Source organism: Pseudarthrobacter sp. TAF60_1 (genome assembly GCF_052113505.1).
GTDB lineage: Bacteria > Actinomycetota > Actinomycetes > Actinomycetales > Micrococcaceae > Arthrobacter.
On record NZ_JBFRDI010000009.1, the window covers coordinates 66,376 to 80,808 of the forward strand.

At 66.3% G+C, this 14,433-nt stretch carries 16 protein-coding genes and 1 pseudogene; 7 read left to right on the plus strand and 10 right to left on the minus strand.

Annotated elements, in window-relative coordinates:
- Positions 1 to 4 precede the first annotated feature (4 nt).
- The 9 genes from AB4Y73_RS12080 to AB4Y73_RS12120 all read right to left on the minus strand — a co-directional run bounded on the left by AB4Y73_RS12080 (position 5) and on the right by AB4Y73_RS12120 (position 7,262).
- Positions 5 to 1,813, minus strand: coding sequence for a proline--tRNA ligase (locus AB4Y73_RS12080; RefSeq protein ID WP_441871847.1), 1,809 nt, complete (start codon positions 1,811 to 1,813; stop codon positions 5 to 7).
- Between the two features lie 350 nt (positions 1,814 to 2,163).
- Positions 2,164 to 3,054: a GNAT family N-acetyltransferase gene (locus AB4Y73_RS12085; RefSeq protein WP_441872022.1), complete on the minus strand. Its 891-nt coding sequence runs from the start codon at positions 3,052 to 3,054 to the stop codon at positions 2,164 to 2,166.
- Positions 3,017 to 4,183: a flavodoxin-dependent (E)-4-hydroxy-3-methylbut-2-enyl-diphosphate synthase gene (gene ispG, locus AB4Y73_RS12090; protein ID WP_255769607.1), complete on the minus strand. Its 1,167-nt coding sequence runs from the start codon at positions 4,181 to 4,183 to the stop codon at positions 3,017 to 3,019. The genes AB4Y73_RS12085 and ispG overlap by 38 nt, the downstream gene beginning before the upstream one ends.
- Before the next feature lie 46 nt (positions 4,184 to 4,229).
- A complete protein-coding gene (locus tag AB4Y73_RS12095) occupies positions 4,230 to 4,523 on the minus strand; it encodes a YciI family protein (protein ID WP_441871849.1) in 294 nt (97 codons plus the stop codon).
- Between the two features lie 45 nt (positions 4,524 to 4,568).
- Positions 4,569 to 5,165: a hypothetical protein gene (locus AB4Y73_RS12100; RefSeq protein ID WP_441871851.1), complete on the minus strand. Its 597-nt coding sequence runs from the start codon at positions 5,163 to 5,165 to the stop codon at positions 4,569 to 4,571.
- A complete protein-coding gene (locus tag AB4Y73_RS12105) occupies positions 5,162 to 5,848 on the minus strand; it encodes a MarR family transcriptional regulator (protein WP_441871853.1) in 687 nt (228 codons plus the stop codon). The genes AB4Y73_RS12100 and AB4Y73_RS12105 overlap by 4 nt, the downstream gene beginning before the upstream one ends.
- Before the next feature lie 260 nt (positions 5,849 to 6,108).
- Positions 6,109 to 6,489, minus strand: coding sequence for a DsrE family protein (locus tag AB4Y73_RS12110; protein ID WP_441871855.1), 381 nt, complete (start codon positions 6,487 to 6,489; stop codon positions 6,109 to 6,111).
- Positions 6,490 to 6,906, minus strand: a complete 417-nt coding sequence (locus AB4Y73_RS12115; RefSeq protein WP_441871856.1) for a DUF302 domain-containing protein — start codon at positions 6,904 to 6,906, stop codon at positions 6,490 to 6,492.
- A 98-nt stretch (positions 6,907 to 7,004) separates the two neighbouring features.
- On the minus strand, positions 7,005 to 7,262 hold the full coding sequence (locus AB4Y73_RS12120; protein WP_441871858.1) for a metal-sensitive transcriptional regulator: 258 nt from the start codon (positions 7,260 to 7,262) through the stop codon (positions 7,005 to 7,007).
- 122 nt (positions 7,263 to 7,384) lie between these two features.
- Between AB4Y73_RS12120 and AB4Y73_RS12125 the strand changes: the two genes are divergently transcribed.
- From AB4Y73_RS12125 to AB4Y73_RS12155, 7 genes and pseudogenes are all read left to right on the plus strand, one after another.
- Positions 7,385 to 8,002 (plus strand): rhodanese-like domain-containing protein, encoded by a 618-nt coding sequence (locus tag AB4Y73_RS12125; RefSeq protein WP_441871860.1) that lies wholly within the window; start codon positions 7,385 to 7,387, stop codon positions 8,000 to 8,002.
- A complete protein-coding gene (locus AB4Y73_RS12130; RefSeq protein WP_441871862.1) occupies positions 7,999 to 8,757 on the plus strand; it encodes a sulfite exporter TauE/SafE family protein in 759 nt (252 codons plus the stop codon). Before AB4Y73_RS12125 ends, AB4Y73_RS12130 begins: the two co-directional genes overlap by 4 nt.
- A 22-nt stretch (positions 8,758 to 8,779) precedes the next feature.
- A pseudogene (locus AB4Y73_RS12135) lies at positions 8,780 to 9,120 on the plus strand (rhodanese-like domain-containing protein).
- Between the two features lie 52 nt (positions 9,121 to 9,172).
- Positions 9,173 to 9,469: a rhodanese-like domain-containing protein gene (locus AB4Y73_RS12140; protein ID WP_441871864.1), complete on the plus strand. Its 297-nt coding sequence runs from the start codon at positions 9,173 to 9,175 to the stop codon at positions 9,467 to 9,469.
- A 52-nt stretch (positions 9,470 to 9,521) separates the two neighbouring features.
- Positions 9,522 to 9,884 carry a thioredoxin gene (gene trxA / locus AB4Y73_RS12145; protein WP_441871866.1) on the plus strand — a complete coding sequence of 121 codons (363 nt, stop codon included), beginning with the start codon at positions 9,522 to 9,524 and terminating at the stop codon, positions 9,882 to 9,884.
- 111 nt (positions 9,885 to 9,995) lie between these two features.
- A complete protein-coding gene (locus AB4Y73_RS12150; RefSeq protein WP_441871868.1) occupies positions 9,996 to 11,396 on the plus strand; it encodes an MBL fold metallo-hydrolase in 1,401 nt (466 codons plus the stop codon).
- 357 nt (positions 11,397 to 11,753) lie between these two features.
- A complete protein-coding gene (locus AB4Y73_RS12155) occupies positions 11,754 to 13,061 on the plus strand; it encodes an MFS transporter (protein WP_441871870.1) in 1,308 nt (435 codons plus the stop codon).
- Positions 13,062 to 13,089: 28 nt separating this feature from the next.
- Here AB4Y73_RS12155 and AB4Y73_RS12160 read toward each other — a convergent pair whose 3' ends face one another.
- Positions 13,090 to 14,421 (minus strand): M50 family metallopeptidase, encoded by a 1,332-nt coding sequence (locus tag AB4Y73_RS12160; RefSeq protein ID WP_441871872.1) that lies wholly within the window; start codon positions 14,419 to 14,421, stop codon positions 13,090 to 13,092.
- Positions 14,422 to 14,433 lie beyond the last annotated feature (12 nt).

Genomic DNA, 14,433 nt, shown 5'->3' on the forward strand with positions numbered 1-14,433 from the left:
AAAATCAGCTCCGGACGGCGTTGAGTACGTAGTCAACGGCCTTGTCCACGGCCACGTTCTCTGCTTCGCCGGTTCGACGGTCCTTGATCTCGACGACGCCGTCCACCAGTCCCCGGCCAACGGCCAGGATGGTGGGGACACCCACTAGTTCGGCATCGCCGAACTTGACGCCCGGGGAGACCTTGGGGCGGTCGTCATAGATGACGTCCAGGCCGGCGGCTTCCAGGTCCAGCGCCAGCTGCTCAGCGGCTGCGAAGATCTCCTCACCACGGCCCACGGCCACCACATGGACATCGGCGGGGGCGACGGCGCGCGGCCAGGTAAGGCCCTTGTCGTCGTGGTTGGACTCGGCCAGGGCTGCCACTGCGCGCGTCACGCCAACGCCGTAGGAGCCCATGGTGACCACCACCTGTTTGCCGTTCTGGTCCAGCACCTTGAGGTCCAGGGCTTCGGCGTACTTGCGGCCGAGCTGGAAGATGTGGCCCATCTCGATGCCGCGGGCGAGTTCCAGCGGCCCGGATCCGTCGGGCGCGGGGTCGCCTTCGCGGACGTCGGTGCACTCGATGACACCATCCCAGCCGAAGTCGCGCCCGGCCACGAGGCCGAACACGTGCTTACCGGCTTCGTTGGCGCCGGTGATCCAGGCCGTGCCGCTGACAACGCGGGGATCCACGAGGTACAGCAGCTTGGTTGAGCTTTCGCTGCCGAGCAGGGGGTTCTCCAGCGTCAGGCCCGGTCCAAGGTAGCCCTTGACGATGAGCGGCTGCTTCTTGAGGTCGTCGTCATTGGCGGCTTCCAGTCCGATCTCGCCGGCGATGGGCAGGAAGGAACCGATGTTGGCTTCCACGCGCTTGAGGTCCACGCCGCGGTCGCCCGGCAGCCCGATGACCACCAGTTGGCGTTCACCGGTGGGCAGGGTGACGGCGAGGACGACGTTCTTGAGCGTATCGGCGCCAGTCCAGGCGCCGCCGTCGGCCTCTGTCCGCGGGGCGATCACATTGGCGGCCGCCACCAGGGTGTCGATGGTGGGGGTGTCCGGCGTGTCCAGGACCACGGCGGCCGGCGCTTCGCTGAAGTCGACGTCCGCGGGTACCACGGTGGTGACTGCCTCGACGTTGGCTGCATAGCCGCCGGCGGAGCGCACAAAGGTGTCCTCGCCGACCTCGGTGGGGTGGAGGAATTCCTCGCTCTTGGAACCGCCCATGGCTCCTGCGGTGGCCGCAACCGGAATGACCTCCAGGCCAAGCCGCTCGAAGATGCGGATGTAGGCGCCGCGGTGCGCGGCGTAACTGGCGTCCAGGCCGGCGTCGTCAATGTCGAAGGAGTAGGAGTCCTTCATGATGAATTCGCGGCCGCGCAGCAGGCCCGCGCGGGGACGCGCTTCGTCGCGGTACTTGTTCTGGATCTGATAGAGGCTCAGCGGCAGGTCCTTGTACGAGGAGTACAGGTCCTTGACCAGGAGGGTGAACATTTCCTCGTGGGTGGGCGCGAGCAGGTAGTCGGCCCCCTTACGGTCCTGGAGCCGGAACAGGCCTTCACCATATTCGGTCCAGCGGTTGGTGGCCTCATAGGGCTCCCGCGGCAACAGTGCCGGGAAATGCACTTCCTGGGCACCGATGGCCGCCATTTCCTCGCGGATGACCGCTTCAACCTTGCGCAGCACGGTCAGCCCGAGCGGAAGCCATGTGTAGATGCCGGGCGCCGCACGGCGGATGTAGCCGGCCCGGACCAGGAGCCGGTGGCTGGCCACCTCGGCGTCAACGGGATCTTCACGCAGTGTGCGCAGGAAAAGCTGGGACAGTCTTGTGACCACGGGCGGGTATCCGTTTCTGGGGAATGGCTGCTGGAAAGCAGAGCCGGGCAATTCTTCTGGGTACTAATCTACCGGCAAACCGTCATCCGCTTGGCGGTGGAGGGCAGAGGCCGCAGAGGACCGGACGCAATAGAGCCACGCCTGGTAACGCAAAGCCCCTGGCCGTAAACGGCTGGTCATTGCATCCGGGCGTGGCTCTACGGCCGTTGACGCTTAGATACTGGTGAGGACTGGTGAGACCGCCCACCCACTCCAGCGCAGCTAGATCGAACCTATGGGATAGCGGCCCCGTTGACAAGGGGTTTGTCCATTCGAAAGTGAAGACCACCTATTGCGTCGGCAGCCTGACCCTAGAACAGGACCGTGGCGAACGTGCCGACCTGCCGAAAGCCCACCCGTTCGTACGTGGACCGGGCCCGGAGATTGAAACCGTTAACGTACAGGCTGGTCACCGGCGCCAGAGTGCGCGCCTTTTCCGCCACGGCTGCCATGTAGCCGGCACTCAGACCTTGGCCGCGGTAGTTAGGGTTCATCCATACGCCCTGGATCTGGGTGACTTCGGCAGTGACTGCTCCGAGTTCGGCCTTGAAGACCACTTCGCCTGAGCCGTTAACGTGCGCCAAAGAATGGCCCTGCCGGATCAGGCCCTCGACGCGACGGCTGTAGAACTCCTTACCGCCAAGGAATGGTGAGTAACCCACTTCTTCCTCGAACATGGCCGCACAGGCCGGAAGGATGCGCTCGAAATCGGCCAGGCGGCCCAGCTCCAGATCGGCGTTCGGCACCACTGCCGGCGGCCCGGAAAGCGTCATCAGCGGTTGTTCGTCCCGTACCTCGTGGGCTGCATGCCCCAGTTCCGCAAGCTCGGTGTGGAGAGCCAGGACCGAATCCGCCGGGCCAAAGGCCGAAGCAAAGCGCCGGCCGGACGCGCTGGCCGCTTCGGCCACCAGCCCGGCAAACCCGGGGTCGAGCTCCACCGGTACCAGATTGGCTCCCGCCCAGCACGCCCCCAGCAGGACGCCGTTGTCGAACACGCCCAGCACTGTGGCGCCGCCGGTGGTTGGTGCCGCCGACCCGGCCGCCTTCAGGTGTGCCAGCATAAAGACGTTCGCCACCGGATCCTGCAGGGCCAGGCGCCGCAGGGCCGGGGTATCCGCGCCGGAAAGGGCCCGGACAATGAGCCCCTCCGGCGCGGCGCCCTCCTTATGAGACGCTAACCACGGGGCTACCCTTGACAGCATCTTCGCCATCGGCCTCCCCCATCTCCTCGGCAATGCGCATGGCTTCTTCGATCAGTGTCTCAACAATCTGGCTCTCAGGCACAGTCTTAATGACTTCGCCCTTCACAAAGATCTGTCCCTTGCCGTTGCCGGAGGCCACGCCCAGGTCCGCTTCACGGGCTTCCCCTGGCCCGTTCACCACACAGCCCATCACGGCGACGCGCAACGGAATCTCCATGCCTTCCAGGCCGGCGGTTACCTGCTCGGCCAGGGTGTAGACGTCCACTTGGGCGCGGCCGCAGGACGGGCACGAGACAATCTCCAGCTTCCGGGGACGCAGGTTGAGGGACTGGAGAATCTGGTTGCCCACCTTGATCTCCTCCACCGGCGGGGCGGAGAGCGAAACCCGGATGGTGTCCCCGATGCCCCGGGACAGGAGCGCACCGAAGGCGGTAGCCGACTTGATGGTTCCCTGGAAGGCCGGCCCGGCTTCGGTGACCCCGAGGTGCAGCGGCCAGTCGCCCTTCTCCGCCAGCATCTCGTAGGCGGCAACCATCACCACGGGGTCGTTGTGCTTGACGGAGATCTTGAAATCGTGGAAGCCGTGCTCTTCGAACAGGGACGCTTCCCAGACAGCTGACTCCACCAGCGCCTCAGGGGTGGCTTTGCCGTATTTCTTGAGAATGCCCGGCTCCAGCGAGCCTGCGTTAATCCCGATGCGGATGGACGTGCCGTGGTCCTTGGCAGCGCGGGCGATTTCCTTGACCTGGTCATCGAACTTCCGGATGTTGCCAGGGTTCACGCGCACTGCCGCGCATCCGGCCTCGATGGCAGCGAAGACGTATTTGGGCTGGAAATGGATGTCAGCGATGACGGGAATCTGCGACTTGCGCGCAATGATGGGCAACGCCTCCGCATCATCGGCTGACGGACAGGCGACGCGCACAATGTCGCAGCCCGAGGCGGTCAGTTCCGCGATCTGCTGCAGGGTGGCGTTGATGTCCGTGGTGGGGGTGGTGGTCATGGACTGCACGCTGATGGGCGAGTCCGAGCCGACTCCGACCGAGCCCACCTTGATCTGGCGCGTCTTACGGCGGGGGGCGAGGACGGGCGGCGGTGCTGACGGCATTCCCAGGCTGACCGAGGTCACATGGACTCCTTGGGTAGGTGTTTCGGAGGGGAAAGTGGTCCGGGAATCAGGACGCGTGCGGGGCGAGGACGCCGATGACGGGCGTCCATTCCGTAGTGCGGATACCGGCAATGGTCCCCGCGGCGGCGAAAGGGTCCCGCTTTAGCAGGTCGTTCAGCTGCGTTTCGTCCTGGACCTTGAAGATCAGCAGGGCGCCGGCCCCGTCACCGTAAGGTCCGCTGGTCAGCAACTGGCCGTCGTCCGCCAGGCCAGCCAGCCAGGCGCGGTGCGCGGGACGGTGTTCATCAAGGGCGGCGGTGGAATCGGCGGCGTACACATACTCAACGGCAAAAACAGTCATAAGGACAGCCTATCCCCCGGGGCGGACCGACATCGATCCGGGAACTTAGTTCAGGAAGTACACCTTGACGATGGCTGCCGTGCCGGCTGCCCACAGCATCGACGTGAGCGTTCCGATGATGAACCGCTCTGCGGCAACGGGTGTTTCCTTGAGCTCGGCAAACCTGCCCAGGCCTTTGATCGCCACGATGTAAGCGATGGCCACCGGCTGTCCCGTGAGGATGGCCACACTCACGCCCAGTCTTTCGAGGACTCCGATGATCGCCCCGCCGCGCAGGATCCGCTGGCCGGGTGCGGGCTGCCCAGTGGGCGCCTGTCCCGCGATTTCCGATGCCGGGTTGGAGGCGTCCGACGGCGGTCTGCCGCCCCCCTTTGTCAGCTCACCGTCCACGCTTTGCCCGCGCTCCTGGTGGCCCGGGCCCGGTGGCGGTCCCCCTGGCGGGGCAGGGGCGACATTCGGCAGGGTGTCCACCGTGACATCCGCTGACGGGTCCTGACCGGAGGCATCGTTGGCTGCACGGCCACTCCGGGCCGCGTCCGCCTTGTCATCGATGGTCCTGGCCAGGCGGAACACCAGCGAGGTCACCGGCCAGCCAACAAATCCGGCCACCACGAGGGCAACTGCGATCCAGAGTGCGTTCACCGTTCTCCTTTGGCGGGGTGGGAGGCCGCCAGTACCTGGGTGTGGGCGTATTCGAGGAGCATGGCTGCCGCCGGCCTCGCGGCCCATTCTTCCTGCCAGCCGGACCTGAGCACGGCACGGCTCACCGATTGCTCGGATATTCCCAGTTCCTGGGCCACCCGCTTCTGACTGCCATGGCGGATGTCGCCGCCCCCGTGGGCGCGCAGCCTGTCCGCCACGCGCCACTGCGCTGGTGTTCGCTGCTGCACGACGCGTCCGATCAGGCGAAGCACCGCCTCGGCGTTTGCACTGCTCGTTGCTCCTTCCCCGGCACTGGGAGGCAGGCCCCGGCCACGTCCAATACTGCCGGGCACCACTGACAACGGAACCTGGGCTGCCGCCCCCTTGGCGATTTCCACCGCCTTGCGCGCGGCCACAAAGCCACTCCCGCTTCCCTCCCTGGGACTTCCGCCGGGAAGGAGCTGTACGGCGCCGATCCCGATTCCGACGTACCAATGTCCGTCGCGGAGAGCATGGAGCGCGATGTCCACGACGTCCGCAGCCCGTTCGACAACGCCCTGGAGCTCGTCGCCGACGGAGCGCTCAAACGGGTCCGGCGTGAGGCTGCGCAGTGCGTCGATCAGGCCCGGGACCCGGTCCACGTCAGTGGTACTGCCGCGCTGGTCGATGGTCAGTACGTACATGTCTTAACCGTACGGAGTTGATGACTAATAATCAATCGAAAATAGCTGATTATTAAATATCAGCCGAAAGCTGATGTCCGCGAATCACCTGACGGGTCTCATGTCGTGTCAGCTTCAGAAGTCCCCTGCACAATTTGTCCGGAATGGTCTGCACTGGTTGCGGGTCAACAATGGTCTGCACTGGTTGCGGGTCAACATGTGGAGAATCTGCGTCCGCCTGGTCCGGCAGAGGGCGCAGGCGTCCGGAGAGCCGCCTAACTTTAGGGCCGGGCGTAGGCCCAGCCGTCCCATTGACGCTGGGCCAGATGGGCGATTGCCGCCGGCACGGTTCCCACGCCCGCAGCAACGTCCGCCTCTTCCAGGCCTGCCGAGCGCAGGCTGTTGCCGCAGGCGAGCACACGCACGCCCAGTTGCCGGGCGTCTTCAAGGGCGCTAATGGCGGGTGAGCCTGCAGCGAGGAGTCTGACGCCTGGCCCCTGGATCACCATTTCGATGCCTGCTTCAGGGCCAAGCGCGGCGCGGGCGTTGGTGGCGCTGCGCAGGATGTCGGACAGCGCATCCTCCTCAAGGGGGCCGACAGCGTGGATAAGCAACCCCCGGCCGGCGCCGCCCCCCACGGGCGCCCCGTCCACCGCTGCCACTTACTTGTCCGTTTCGCCCAGGCTGACAAGGGCCTTCCGAAGGCGAGCACCGGCGTCGTCCGCCACTTCCTTGACGGAAGGAGCTTCGCTGAGCTGCACCATGGTCTGCGGGTCGATGGCCTCAACGGTGGTCTCGTTGGCATCGGCCTTCCGGCGCACCACCACATTGCAGGGCAGCAGCGCACCCATTTGGGGTTCGGCGGCAAGGGCACGGCTGGCAAGGGCGGGGTTGCACGCACCCAGGATGACGTAATCCCCGACGGCGTCCGCGGCTTCGGCGCCGAGTTTGGCTTCGAAAGTGGAACGGACGTTGATTTCGGTCAGGATTCCGAAGCCCTGCGCCGCGAGGGCCTCGCGGGTACGCTCCAGCGCCTCCGCCCAGGGAAGGGAAACAGTTGTGGCCAGGGTGTACGTCATGGTGCTCCTCAAAGTTGCGGGGCGGTGCGTTGTTTTAGGGCGCTTCTGGGGCCCGCTGGTCAGGCGGCCTGGTCAGGCGGCCTGGTTAGGCGGGCTGGTCAGGCGAGGGAGAGGAAAAGCTTCTCCAGGTCCTTCCGGTCCATGGTTTCGTCCTTCTGAACGATGCACTGCTCCAGCCCGGTGGCGATGATGGCGAAGCCGGCCCGGTCAAGGGCCTTGGACACGGCCGCCAGCTGGGTGACGACGTCCTTGCAGTCCCGGCCTTCCTCGAGCATCCGGGTGACGGCGGCGAGCTGGCCCTGGGCGCGCTTGAGGCGGTTGATCACGGGCGTGAGTTCGGCTGGGTTCAGTTCCATAGGGGTCTCCATCGATAAGGTGCTGCCCTCGACTATATACCCCCATGGGTGTTTTGACTACCCCTGGGGGTATCTGCAATACTCGGTGGGGTATCCACCCGACCCCTTCCGAGAGGCCACTTATGACTTCCCCCTCCAAAGCAACCGCCGTCACCGCACTCGCCCCCGGCACCCTGCAGTCCTGGATCAAAGAGCATCAGGACCTCGTGGTGATCGACGTTCGGTCCGCCGCTGAATTCGAATCCATGCACATCCGCGGCTCCTACAACGTGCCGTTGCCGCTGCTCTCCGAGCACACCGACGAACTTGCCGCCCGGCTGGGCTCGCGTGTGGTCCTGGTCTGCCAGTCCGGCGTTCGCGCCGAGCAGGCCCGCCAGCGCATGGCCACCGTCGGCCTGGACACGGCCTACGTGCTCACCGGCGGGGTTCCCGGCTTCGTCGCCGCCGGCGGCGACGTGGTCAAGGGCAAGGACCGCTGGGACCTGGAGCGCCAGGTCCGCATGGCCGCAGGCTCACTGGTAATGCTGGGCCTGATGGGGGGCAAGTTCGTCTCGCCCAAGGTCCGCATGCTGGCCGGCGCCATCGGCACAGGCCTGACGTTCTCCGCCGCAACCAACACCTGCGCCATGGGCAAGGCCCTCTCGGCCATGCCGTGGAACAAGGCCGCCCAGGAACCCACCCGCGAAAGCGCTATCCTGCAGCTTCCCGTGCACCAGGCTGAAGAGGGCGCTGCGGCATGATCCCGGCCCTGGGACTGGGGCTCGTCGTCGGCGTCGTACTGGGCGTTGTAGGCGGCGGCGGGTCAATCATCGCCGTTCCGGCCCTGGTGTACGGCGTGGGCATGAGCCCCGCCCAGGCCATTCCCACCTCACTGCTGGTGGTGGGCATCTCCTCGCTCGCGGCCCTGCTTCCCCGCATCCGCGAAGGCCTGAACTGGCCCGTGATCGCCCTGGTCGGGGCCGCCGGGATCCCGGCGGCCTGGGCCGGAGCGGCCGTAGGCAAGCTGCTGGACCCAAACATCCTGATGCTGGCATTCGCCGTGATCATGGTGGCCGCGGGCATCCGGATGCTCAGCAAGCCCCGCGAAAGCGAAGGCTCCTGCAGCACCGGGCCGCACCGGGCATTCCGGTCATGCGCCCCCAAAGCCGTGGGGGTGGGCCTGCTCGTCGGGTTCCTCACAGGGCTCCTCGGCGTGGGGGGCGGCTTCCTCATCACCCCCGCGCTGACCATCTTCCTGGGCCTGCGAATGAAGCAGGCCATTGGAACATCCCTGGCGATCATCGTGGTCAATTCCGCCGCCGGCTTCAGCGCCCACGCGGCCGGCTACACCATCGACTGGGCCACCACCCTGGCGTTCGCCATCCCGGCCATCGTGGGATCGGTGGTTGCCGCCCGGTTTGCCCGCCACCTGGACGACAAACACATCCGGATCTCGTTCGCGGTACTCATTTTCGCCGTCGCGGCGTGGGTCACCGCCGGCACGGTCACCGCCTGACCCATCCATAGAGGAGAACACCATGGGACTGATTGATTCCCTCAAGAAGGCCTTCAGCAAGCCCTACAAGACAATCTCTGTAGCCGAGGCCAAGGAACTGCTGGGTTCCGGGGCCACGCTCATCGACGTCCGGTCAGCCCAGGAATGGCGGACCGGCCGGGCGCCGCAGGCCAAGCACGTCCCCTGGACCGGCTGCAGACCAGCACTGCAGGCATCCCGAAGACCTGGCCGGTGATCGCCGTCTGCGCCTCCGGCGTCCGCTCCGCTTCCGCAGCCCGGCTCCTTGCCGCCAAGGGATACGACGCCTACTCGGTGCGCGGCGGCATGGCCGCCTGGTGCCAAGCCGGCGAACCCGTCCGCTAGGCAAACACCATCCTTAACCAGCAGCCAAAGACCATTTCGAAGGAGAACCACCATGGCTGAAATCACCATCACCGAAGCTGAACAGCGCCGCTCCACCGCCCGGATCCTCGATGTCCGCGAGGACTTCGAGGTGGCCCAGGGCATGATCCCCGGCGCCGTGCACATCCCCATGGGCCAGCTGCAGGCCCGCCTGGGCGAGCTGGACCCGGCCGTGCCCGTGATCGCCGTATGCCGCAGCGGCAACCGCAGCGCCGCCGTCGCCGATGCCCTCAACGGCGCCGGCTACAAGGCCGACACCATGGCCGGCGGCATGACCGCCTGGACCCGCGCCGGACTCCCCACCACCTAGGCCCCCGCCGCAGGGCACCCACCCTTACCCGCCCGAAAGGACACAACAAATCATGGCAACCGTCGACATCACCGACCAATCCTTCGCCCAGACCCTGAAGGACAACGACATCGTCTTCGTCGACTTCTGGGCAGCCTGGTGCGGCCCCTGCCGCATGTTCGCCCCCACCTACGGCGCCGCCGCAGAACGGCACCCGGACATCACCTTCGCCAAGGTGGACACCGAAGCCGAACAGGCCCTCGCCGCCGCAGCGAACATCACCTCCATCCCCACCCTTATGGCCTTCAAGGACAAGACCCTCGTCTTCTCCCAGCCCGGAGCGCTCAACGCCACCGGCCTGGAGGAAGTCATCCAGGCCGTGAAGGACCTGGACATGGACAAACTCCGCGCCGAAGCAGGACACCAGCACGCCTGACACTTCATGGCGGCCCAGACAGTCGCATACGCCCCGTTGCGAGATACCCCCCGGGGTATATATACTTATTGCAGAACAACCTCCAATCCCCTTCCCGAAGGAGAGCACCAGATGCTTATCGAGCGCATTTACGACGAAGACCTCGCCCAGGCCAGCTACCTGATCGGCTGCCAGGCCAGGGGTGAAGCGATCGTGGTGGACGGGCGCCGCGACATCGCCGTGTACCAGGACCTTGCCGCGAAGAACGGCATGAAGATCGTTGCCGTCACCGAAACCCACATCCACGCCGACTACCTCTCCGGCACCCGCGAGCTGGCCGCCGCCACCGGCGCCAAGATTTACGTTTCCGGCGAGGGCGGACCGGACTGGCAGTACGAATTCGACGGCGAGCGGCTGTACGACGGCGACACCATCACTCTGGGCAACATCAGCATCAAGGCAGTCCACACCCCCGGACACACACCGGAGCACCTGTCCTTCCTGGTCACCGACGGCGCGTTCAGCGACAAGCCCGGCTACCTGCTCTCCGGAGACTTCGTCTTCTCCGGCGACCTGGGCCGGCCGGACCTGCTGGACGAAGCAGCCGGCGGCGTGGACACCCGCTTCGAAGGCGCCAAGCAGCTCTTCGCCAGCCTGCGCGAGAAGTTCCTCACCCTGCCGGACTACGTCCAGGTCCACCCCGCCCACGGCGCCGGCAGCGCCTGCGGCAAGGCCCTGGGCGCCATCCCGTCCTCCACAGTGGGCTACGAACGCCTCTACGCCTGGTGGGGCCCGTACCTGGCCGCCAACGATGAGCAGGGCTTCATCGACGAACTGCTCGACGGCCAGCCTGACGCGCACGCCTACTTCGGCCGCATGAAGCGCGAAAACCGCGTAGGCCCGGACGTCATGGGCGAACGCACCCCGCTGCCTGAGCTCTCCACCGAAACCGTCGCAACAGGCCTGGCAAAAGACACCCTGACCTTCATCGACACCCGCTCCCACGGCGAAGTCCACGAAGGCACCGTGGCCCGGTCCCTGAACGTCCCGGACGGCAAGTCCGTGGCCAGCTACGGCGCCTGGGTCGTGAACCCCGAGACGGACAAGAACCCGCTGGTGCTGCTTGCCAAGGACCAGGAGCAGGCCATGGACATGTGGGACCACCTGGTCCGGGTCGGCATCGACAATGTGGCCGGCTACCTGACGGGCATCGACGGACTGCCCACTTATACTCCCAAGCTGATCCAGCCGGAGGAACTCGACGGTTTCGACGCCGCCATGGTCCTGGACGTCCGCAACAAGACCGAACACAAGGCCGGGCATGTCCCGGGCTCGTACCAGCTCAGCGGCGGCCGCGTCATGTGGCACCTGGATGAACTGCCCGCCGGCGGCACCATCGTGTCCTACTGCCAGTCCGGCGTACGGAACTCCGTAGCCGCCAGCGCCCTGCGCCGCGCCGGGTACGACGTCGTCGAACTCGACGGCAGCTACGCCGCCTGGAACGCCCGGCAGAACAGCGTCCCCGCCGCCTAACCAGGCGTGGCACTGCGAACACTAATGGAATAAAACCAGGGCGCGGTTGCACGGGTGCGTTCGCCCGTGCAGCCGCACCCTGTTCAGCGAATTTGCTACCAAGGAGGATCACATGTGCCGGGCAGTAACATGCGAAAAGTGCCACAAGACGACATGGGCCGGATGCGGCCAGCACGTAGACCAAGTCCTGCGCGGAGTTCCCAGCTCGCAGCGCTGCCTCGGTCACGTGCAGGAGAGCCGGGCCGGCAGGGGCTTTTTCGCTAAACTCTTCGGGCGGTAGGGCTATTTAGCTGCCCCGGAGCTATGTTGAAACAGCCGCCAGGACAGGGCTGGATACGTTCATCACAAAGGATCGCCATGCAAAGAGAAGGCGCGCAGACCGGCGCGGCACAGGGAGGCGCAGCCGTCCCGGGCATCCCCGGAGGCCGGGAGGACCGGATCCCGCGGCTGCAGCGCCGCATCATCCCGATTCTTGTCAGTGGCCAGATCCTCGGTGGGATCGGCATGGGGGCAACGTTGTCCCTGGGCTCGCTTCTGGCGGCCCAGCTCTCGGGATCCAGTTCCTGGTCCGGCATGGCCGCAACAATGAGCACCCTCGGCGCAGCCTTGGCCGCGGTCCCCTTGGCCCGCCTGGCGCAGGCGCGCGGCCGCCGTGTCTCGCTGTCCACCGGCGCGGTGATTGCCGGGACCGGTGCCGTCACCGCCATCACCTCGGCTGCCATTGGCATCTTTCCACTGCTGCTGCTGGGCCTGATGCTGCTGGGAGCCGGCTCAGCCGTGAATCTGCAGGCCCGCTTTGCTGCAACCGATCTTTCCCGCCCCGCATCCCGCGGCCGCGACCTCTCGATCGTGGTGTGGTCCACAACGATCGGCGCTGTCCTGGGCCCGAACCTCTTCGACCCCGGCGAAGCGGTCGGCGCCGCCCTTGGCCTGCCGCCGCTGACAGGTGCTTTCGCTTTTTCGGTGGCTGCCCAACTCGCTGCTGCCGCCGTCTATGCGGGAGGTCTGCGACCGGACCCGCTCCTGACGGCAATGGCCTCCCGGGAGCACGACGCTGCAGCTCCCCGTCCCCAGGGTGGCCTGAAGGTGCTACGAAGTAACCCCCGCGCCCGGTACGCGGTGGCGGCCGTGGCCCTCAGCCATGCCACGATGGTGGCACTGATGTCCATGACCCCCGTGCACCTGCGCGCCCACGGAGCCAGCCTGACCGTCGTTGGACTGACTATCAGCCTCCACATTGCCGGCATGTATGCTCTGTCCCCCGTCTTCGGCTGGATGTCGGACAAGGCGGGGCGGCTGCCCACCATCCTGGCCGGGCAGGCAATGCTGGTGGTTTCGCTGGTTCTGGCCGGGGTAGCTGCAGATTCCCGCGGCGCAGTGACGGCCAGCCTGATCTTTTTGGGCCTGGGCTGGTCGGCTTCCGTGGTTGCCGGGTCCGCCTTGGTCGCTGAGTCAGCGCAACCGCAGGACCGGCCCGCGCTTCAAGGTGTGTCGGATTTGGGCATGAATGCTTCCGGTGCCGTCGGCGGCGCGCTGGCCGGGCCGGTACTGGCCGCGACGGGGTATTCGGGGCTGGGTCTCGCCTCCCTCGCCTTGGTCGCCGTCGTGATCGTTTGGACCGCCTTGCAGCGACGCCGCACCGCCCCGGAAAAGGATCAGCCATGACAATCAGCAAACGGACCGGCGAGACATTTCAGCCGAAGAGGTTCACCGGTTTGACGATGTCGGCGTAGATCAGCAGCACGCTCATGCCCATCAGCAGGGCAGCCACGACGTAGGTTACGGGGAGCATCTTGGCGATGTCGAAGGCTCCCGGGTCCGGCTTGCCGAAGAGTTTTGCCACGCGGCGCCGGGCCCCCTCGTAGAGCGCTCCGGCCACGTGCCCGCCGTCGAGCGGAAGCAGCGGAATCAGGTTGAAGACCGCGAGAGCGAAATTGAGCCCCGCCAGCAGTCCCACCAGCGTGGCGATCCGGGACTGGAGGGGCACCGCTTCCATAGCCGCCACTTCGCCGGCCACGCGTCCAACGCCCACCACACTGATGGGCCCGTTCGGATCGCGCGGCTCTTCGCTAAATGCGGCCTTGGCCACGCCCACCACCCTGGCGGGCAGGTTGAGGACCACGCCGGCAACCTGCTTGATGTTCTCCCCCGCCATGGGCAGGACGGACGACGCCGGCTGCGGCACCAGGGCGGTCTGGGCACCGATGCCGAGGAAGCCGACGTCCTGGTACAGCAGATTGCCGGCGTCGTCCTTGGCCTGGCGTCCGTCGACTCCCACGATGGGACGGGCGGACAGTACCGGGGTAACAGTGGTGGTCACCGGGGCGCCGTCGCGCTCTACGGTGATGCTGACTTCCCGGCCGGCGGACGCCCGGATCCATTCGGTCAGCTGGTTCCAGTCGGTGACCGCTTTCCCGTCGAAGGAGGTGACCACGTCGTTCGGCAGGAGCCCCGCGGCAGCGGCGGGCGTCAGCTGGCAGTCCGGGGAATTGGGATCCACGGTCTGGCCGGCGGAAACCTGGCACTTGGAGACATCGGAAATGGTGGTGGTGGCGGTGGCCATGCCGAATCCCATGAGCAGCACGGCGGTCAGCACCACGCCAATCAGCAGGTTCATGGCCGGACCGCCGAGCATCACGATGACTTTTTTCCAGACGGGCAGGCGGTAGAACACGCGGTTCCCGTCCCCCGGACCTACTTCTTCGTGGGCCATGGAGCGGGCTTCGGTGGCAAGGGTCTGGAACATGCCGGTACTCGAGGGCCGGACGGTTCCATCGGCCTTGTTGGGCGGGTACATGCCGATCATGGACACGTAGCCGCCCAGCGGGATCGCCTTCACACCGTATTCGGTCTCGCCTTTCCGCTTGGACCACAGCGTGGGGCCGAACCCGATCATGTACTTGGTGACGCGCACCTTGAACAGCTTGGCGGGCACCAGGTGCCCCACTTCGTGCAGCGCAATGGACACGGCGATGCCGATCGCCACAAAGACGACGCCGAGGATAAAGAGGAGGATGGGGCTCATGCGTGGATCTGC

Excerpts from the sequence above, each read along its gene's own strand:
- trxA (WP_441871866.1), top strand. The coding sequence starts at position 9,522 with ATGGCAACCGTCGACATCACCGACCAATCCTTCGCCCAGACCCTGAAG.
- AB4Y73_RS12150 (WP_441871868.1), top strand. The coding sequence starts at position 9,996 with ATGCTTATCGAGCGCATTTACGACGAAGACCTCGCCCAGGCCAGCTAC.
- AB4Y73_RS12120 (WP_441871858.1), bottom strand. The coding sequence starts at position 7,262 with ATGGAACTGAACCCAGCCGAACTCACGCCCGTGATCAACCGCCTCAAG.
- AB4Y73_RS12160 (WP_441871872.1), bottom strand. The coding sequence starts at position 14,421 with ATGAGCCCCATCCTCCTCTTTATCCTCGGCGTCGTCTTTGTGGCGATC.
- AB4Y73_RS12140 (WP_441871864.1), top strand. The coding sequence starts at position 9,173 with ATGGCTGAAATCACCATCACCGAAGCTGAACAGCGCCGCTCCACCGCC.
- AB4Y73_RS12130 (WP_441871862.1), top strand. The coding sequence starts at position 7,999 with ATGATCCCGGCCCTGGGACTGGGGCTCGTCGTCGGCGTCGTACTGGGC.
- AB4Y73_RS12095 (WP_441871849.1), bottom strand. The coding sequence starts at position 4,523 with ATGACTGTTTTTGCCGTTGAGTATGTGTACGCCGCCGATTCCACCGCC.
- AB4Y73_RS12125 (WP_441871860.1), top strand. The coding sequence starts at position 7,385 with ATGACTTCCCCCTCCAAAGCAACCGCCGTCACCGCACTCGCCCCCGGC.
- AB4Y73_RS12155 (WP_441871870.1), top strand. The coding sequence starts at position 11,754 with ATGCAAAGAGAAGGCGCGCAGACCGGCGCGGCACAGGGAGGCGCAGCC.
- AB4Y73_RS12105 (WP_441871853.1), bottom strand. The coding sequence starts at position 5,848 with ATGTACGTACTGACCATCGACCAGCGCGGCAGTACCACTGACGTGGAC.
- AB4Y73_RS12115 (WP_441871856.1), bottom strand. The coding sequence starts at position 6,906 with ATGACGTACACCCTGGCCACAACTGTTTCCCTTCCCTGGGCGGAGGCG.
- AB4Y73_RS12085 (WP_441872022.1), bottom strand. The coding sequence starts at position 3,054 with ATGCTGTCAAGGGTAGCCCCGTGGTTAGCGTCTCATAAGGAGGGCGCC.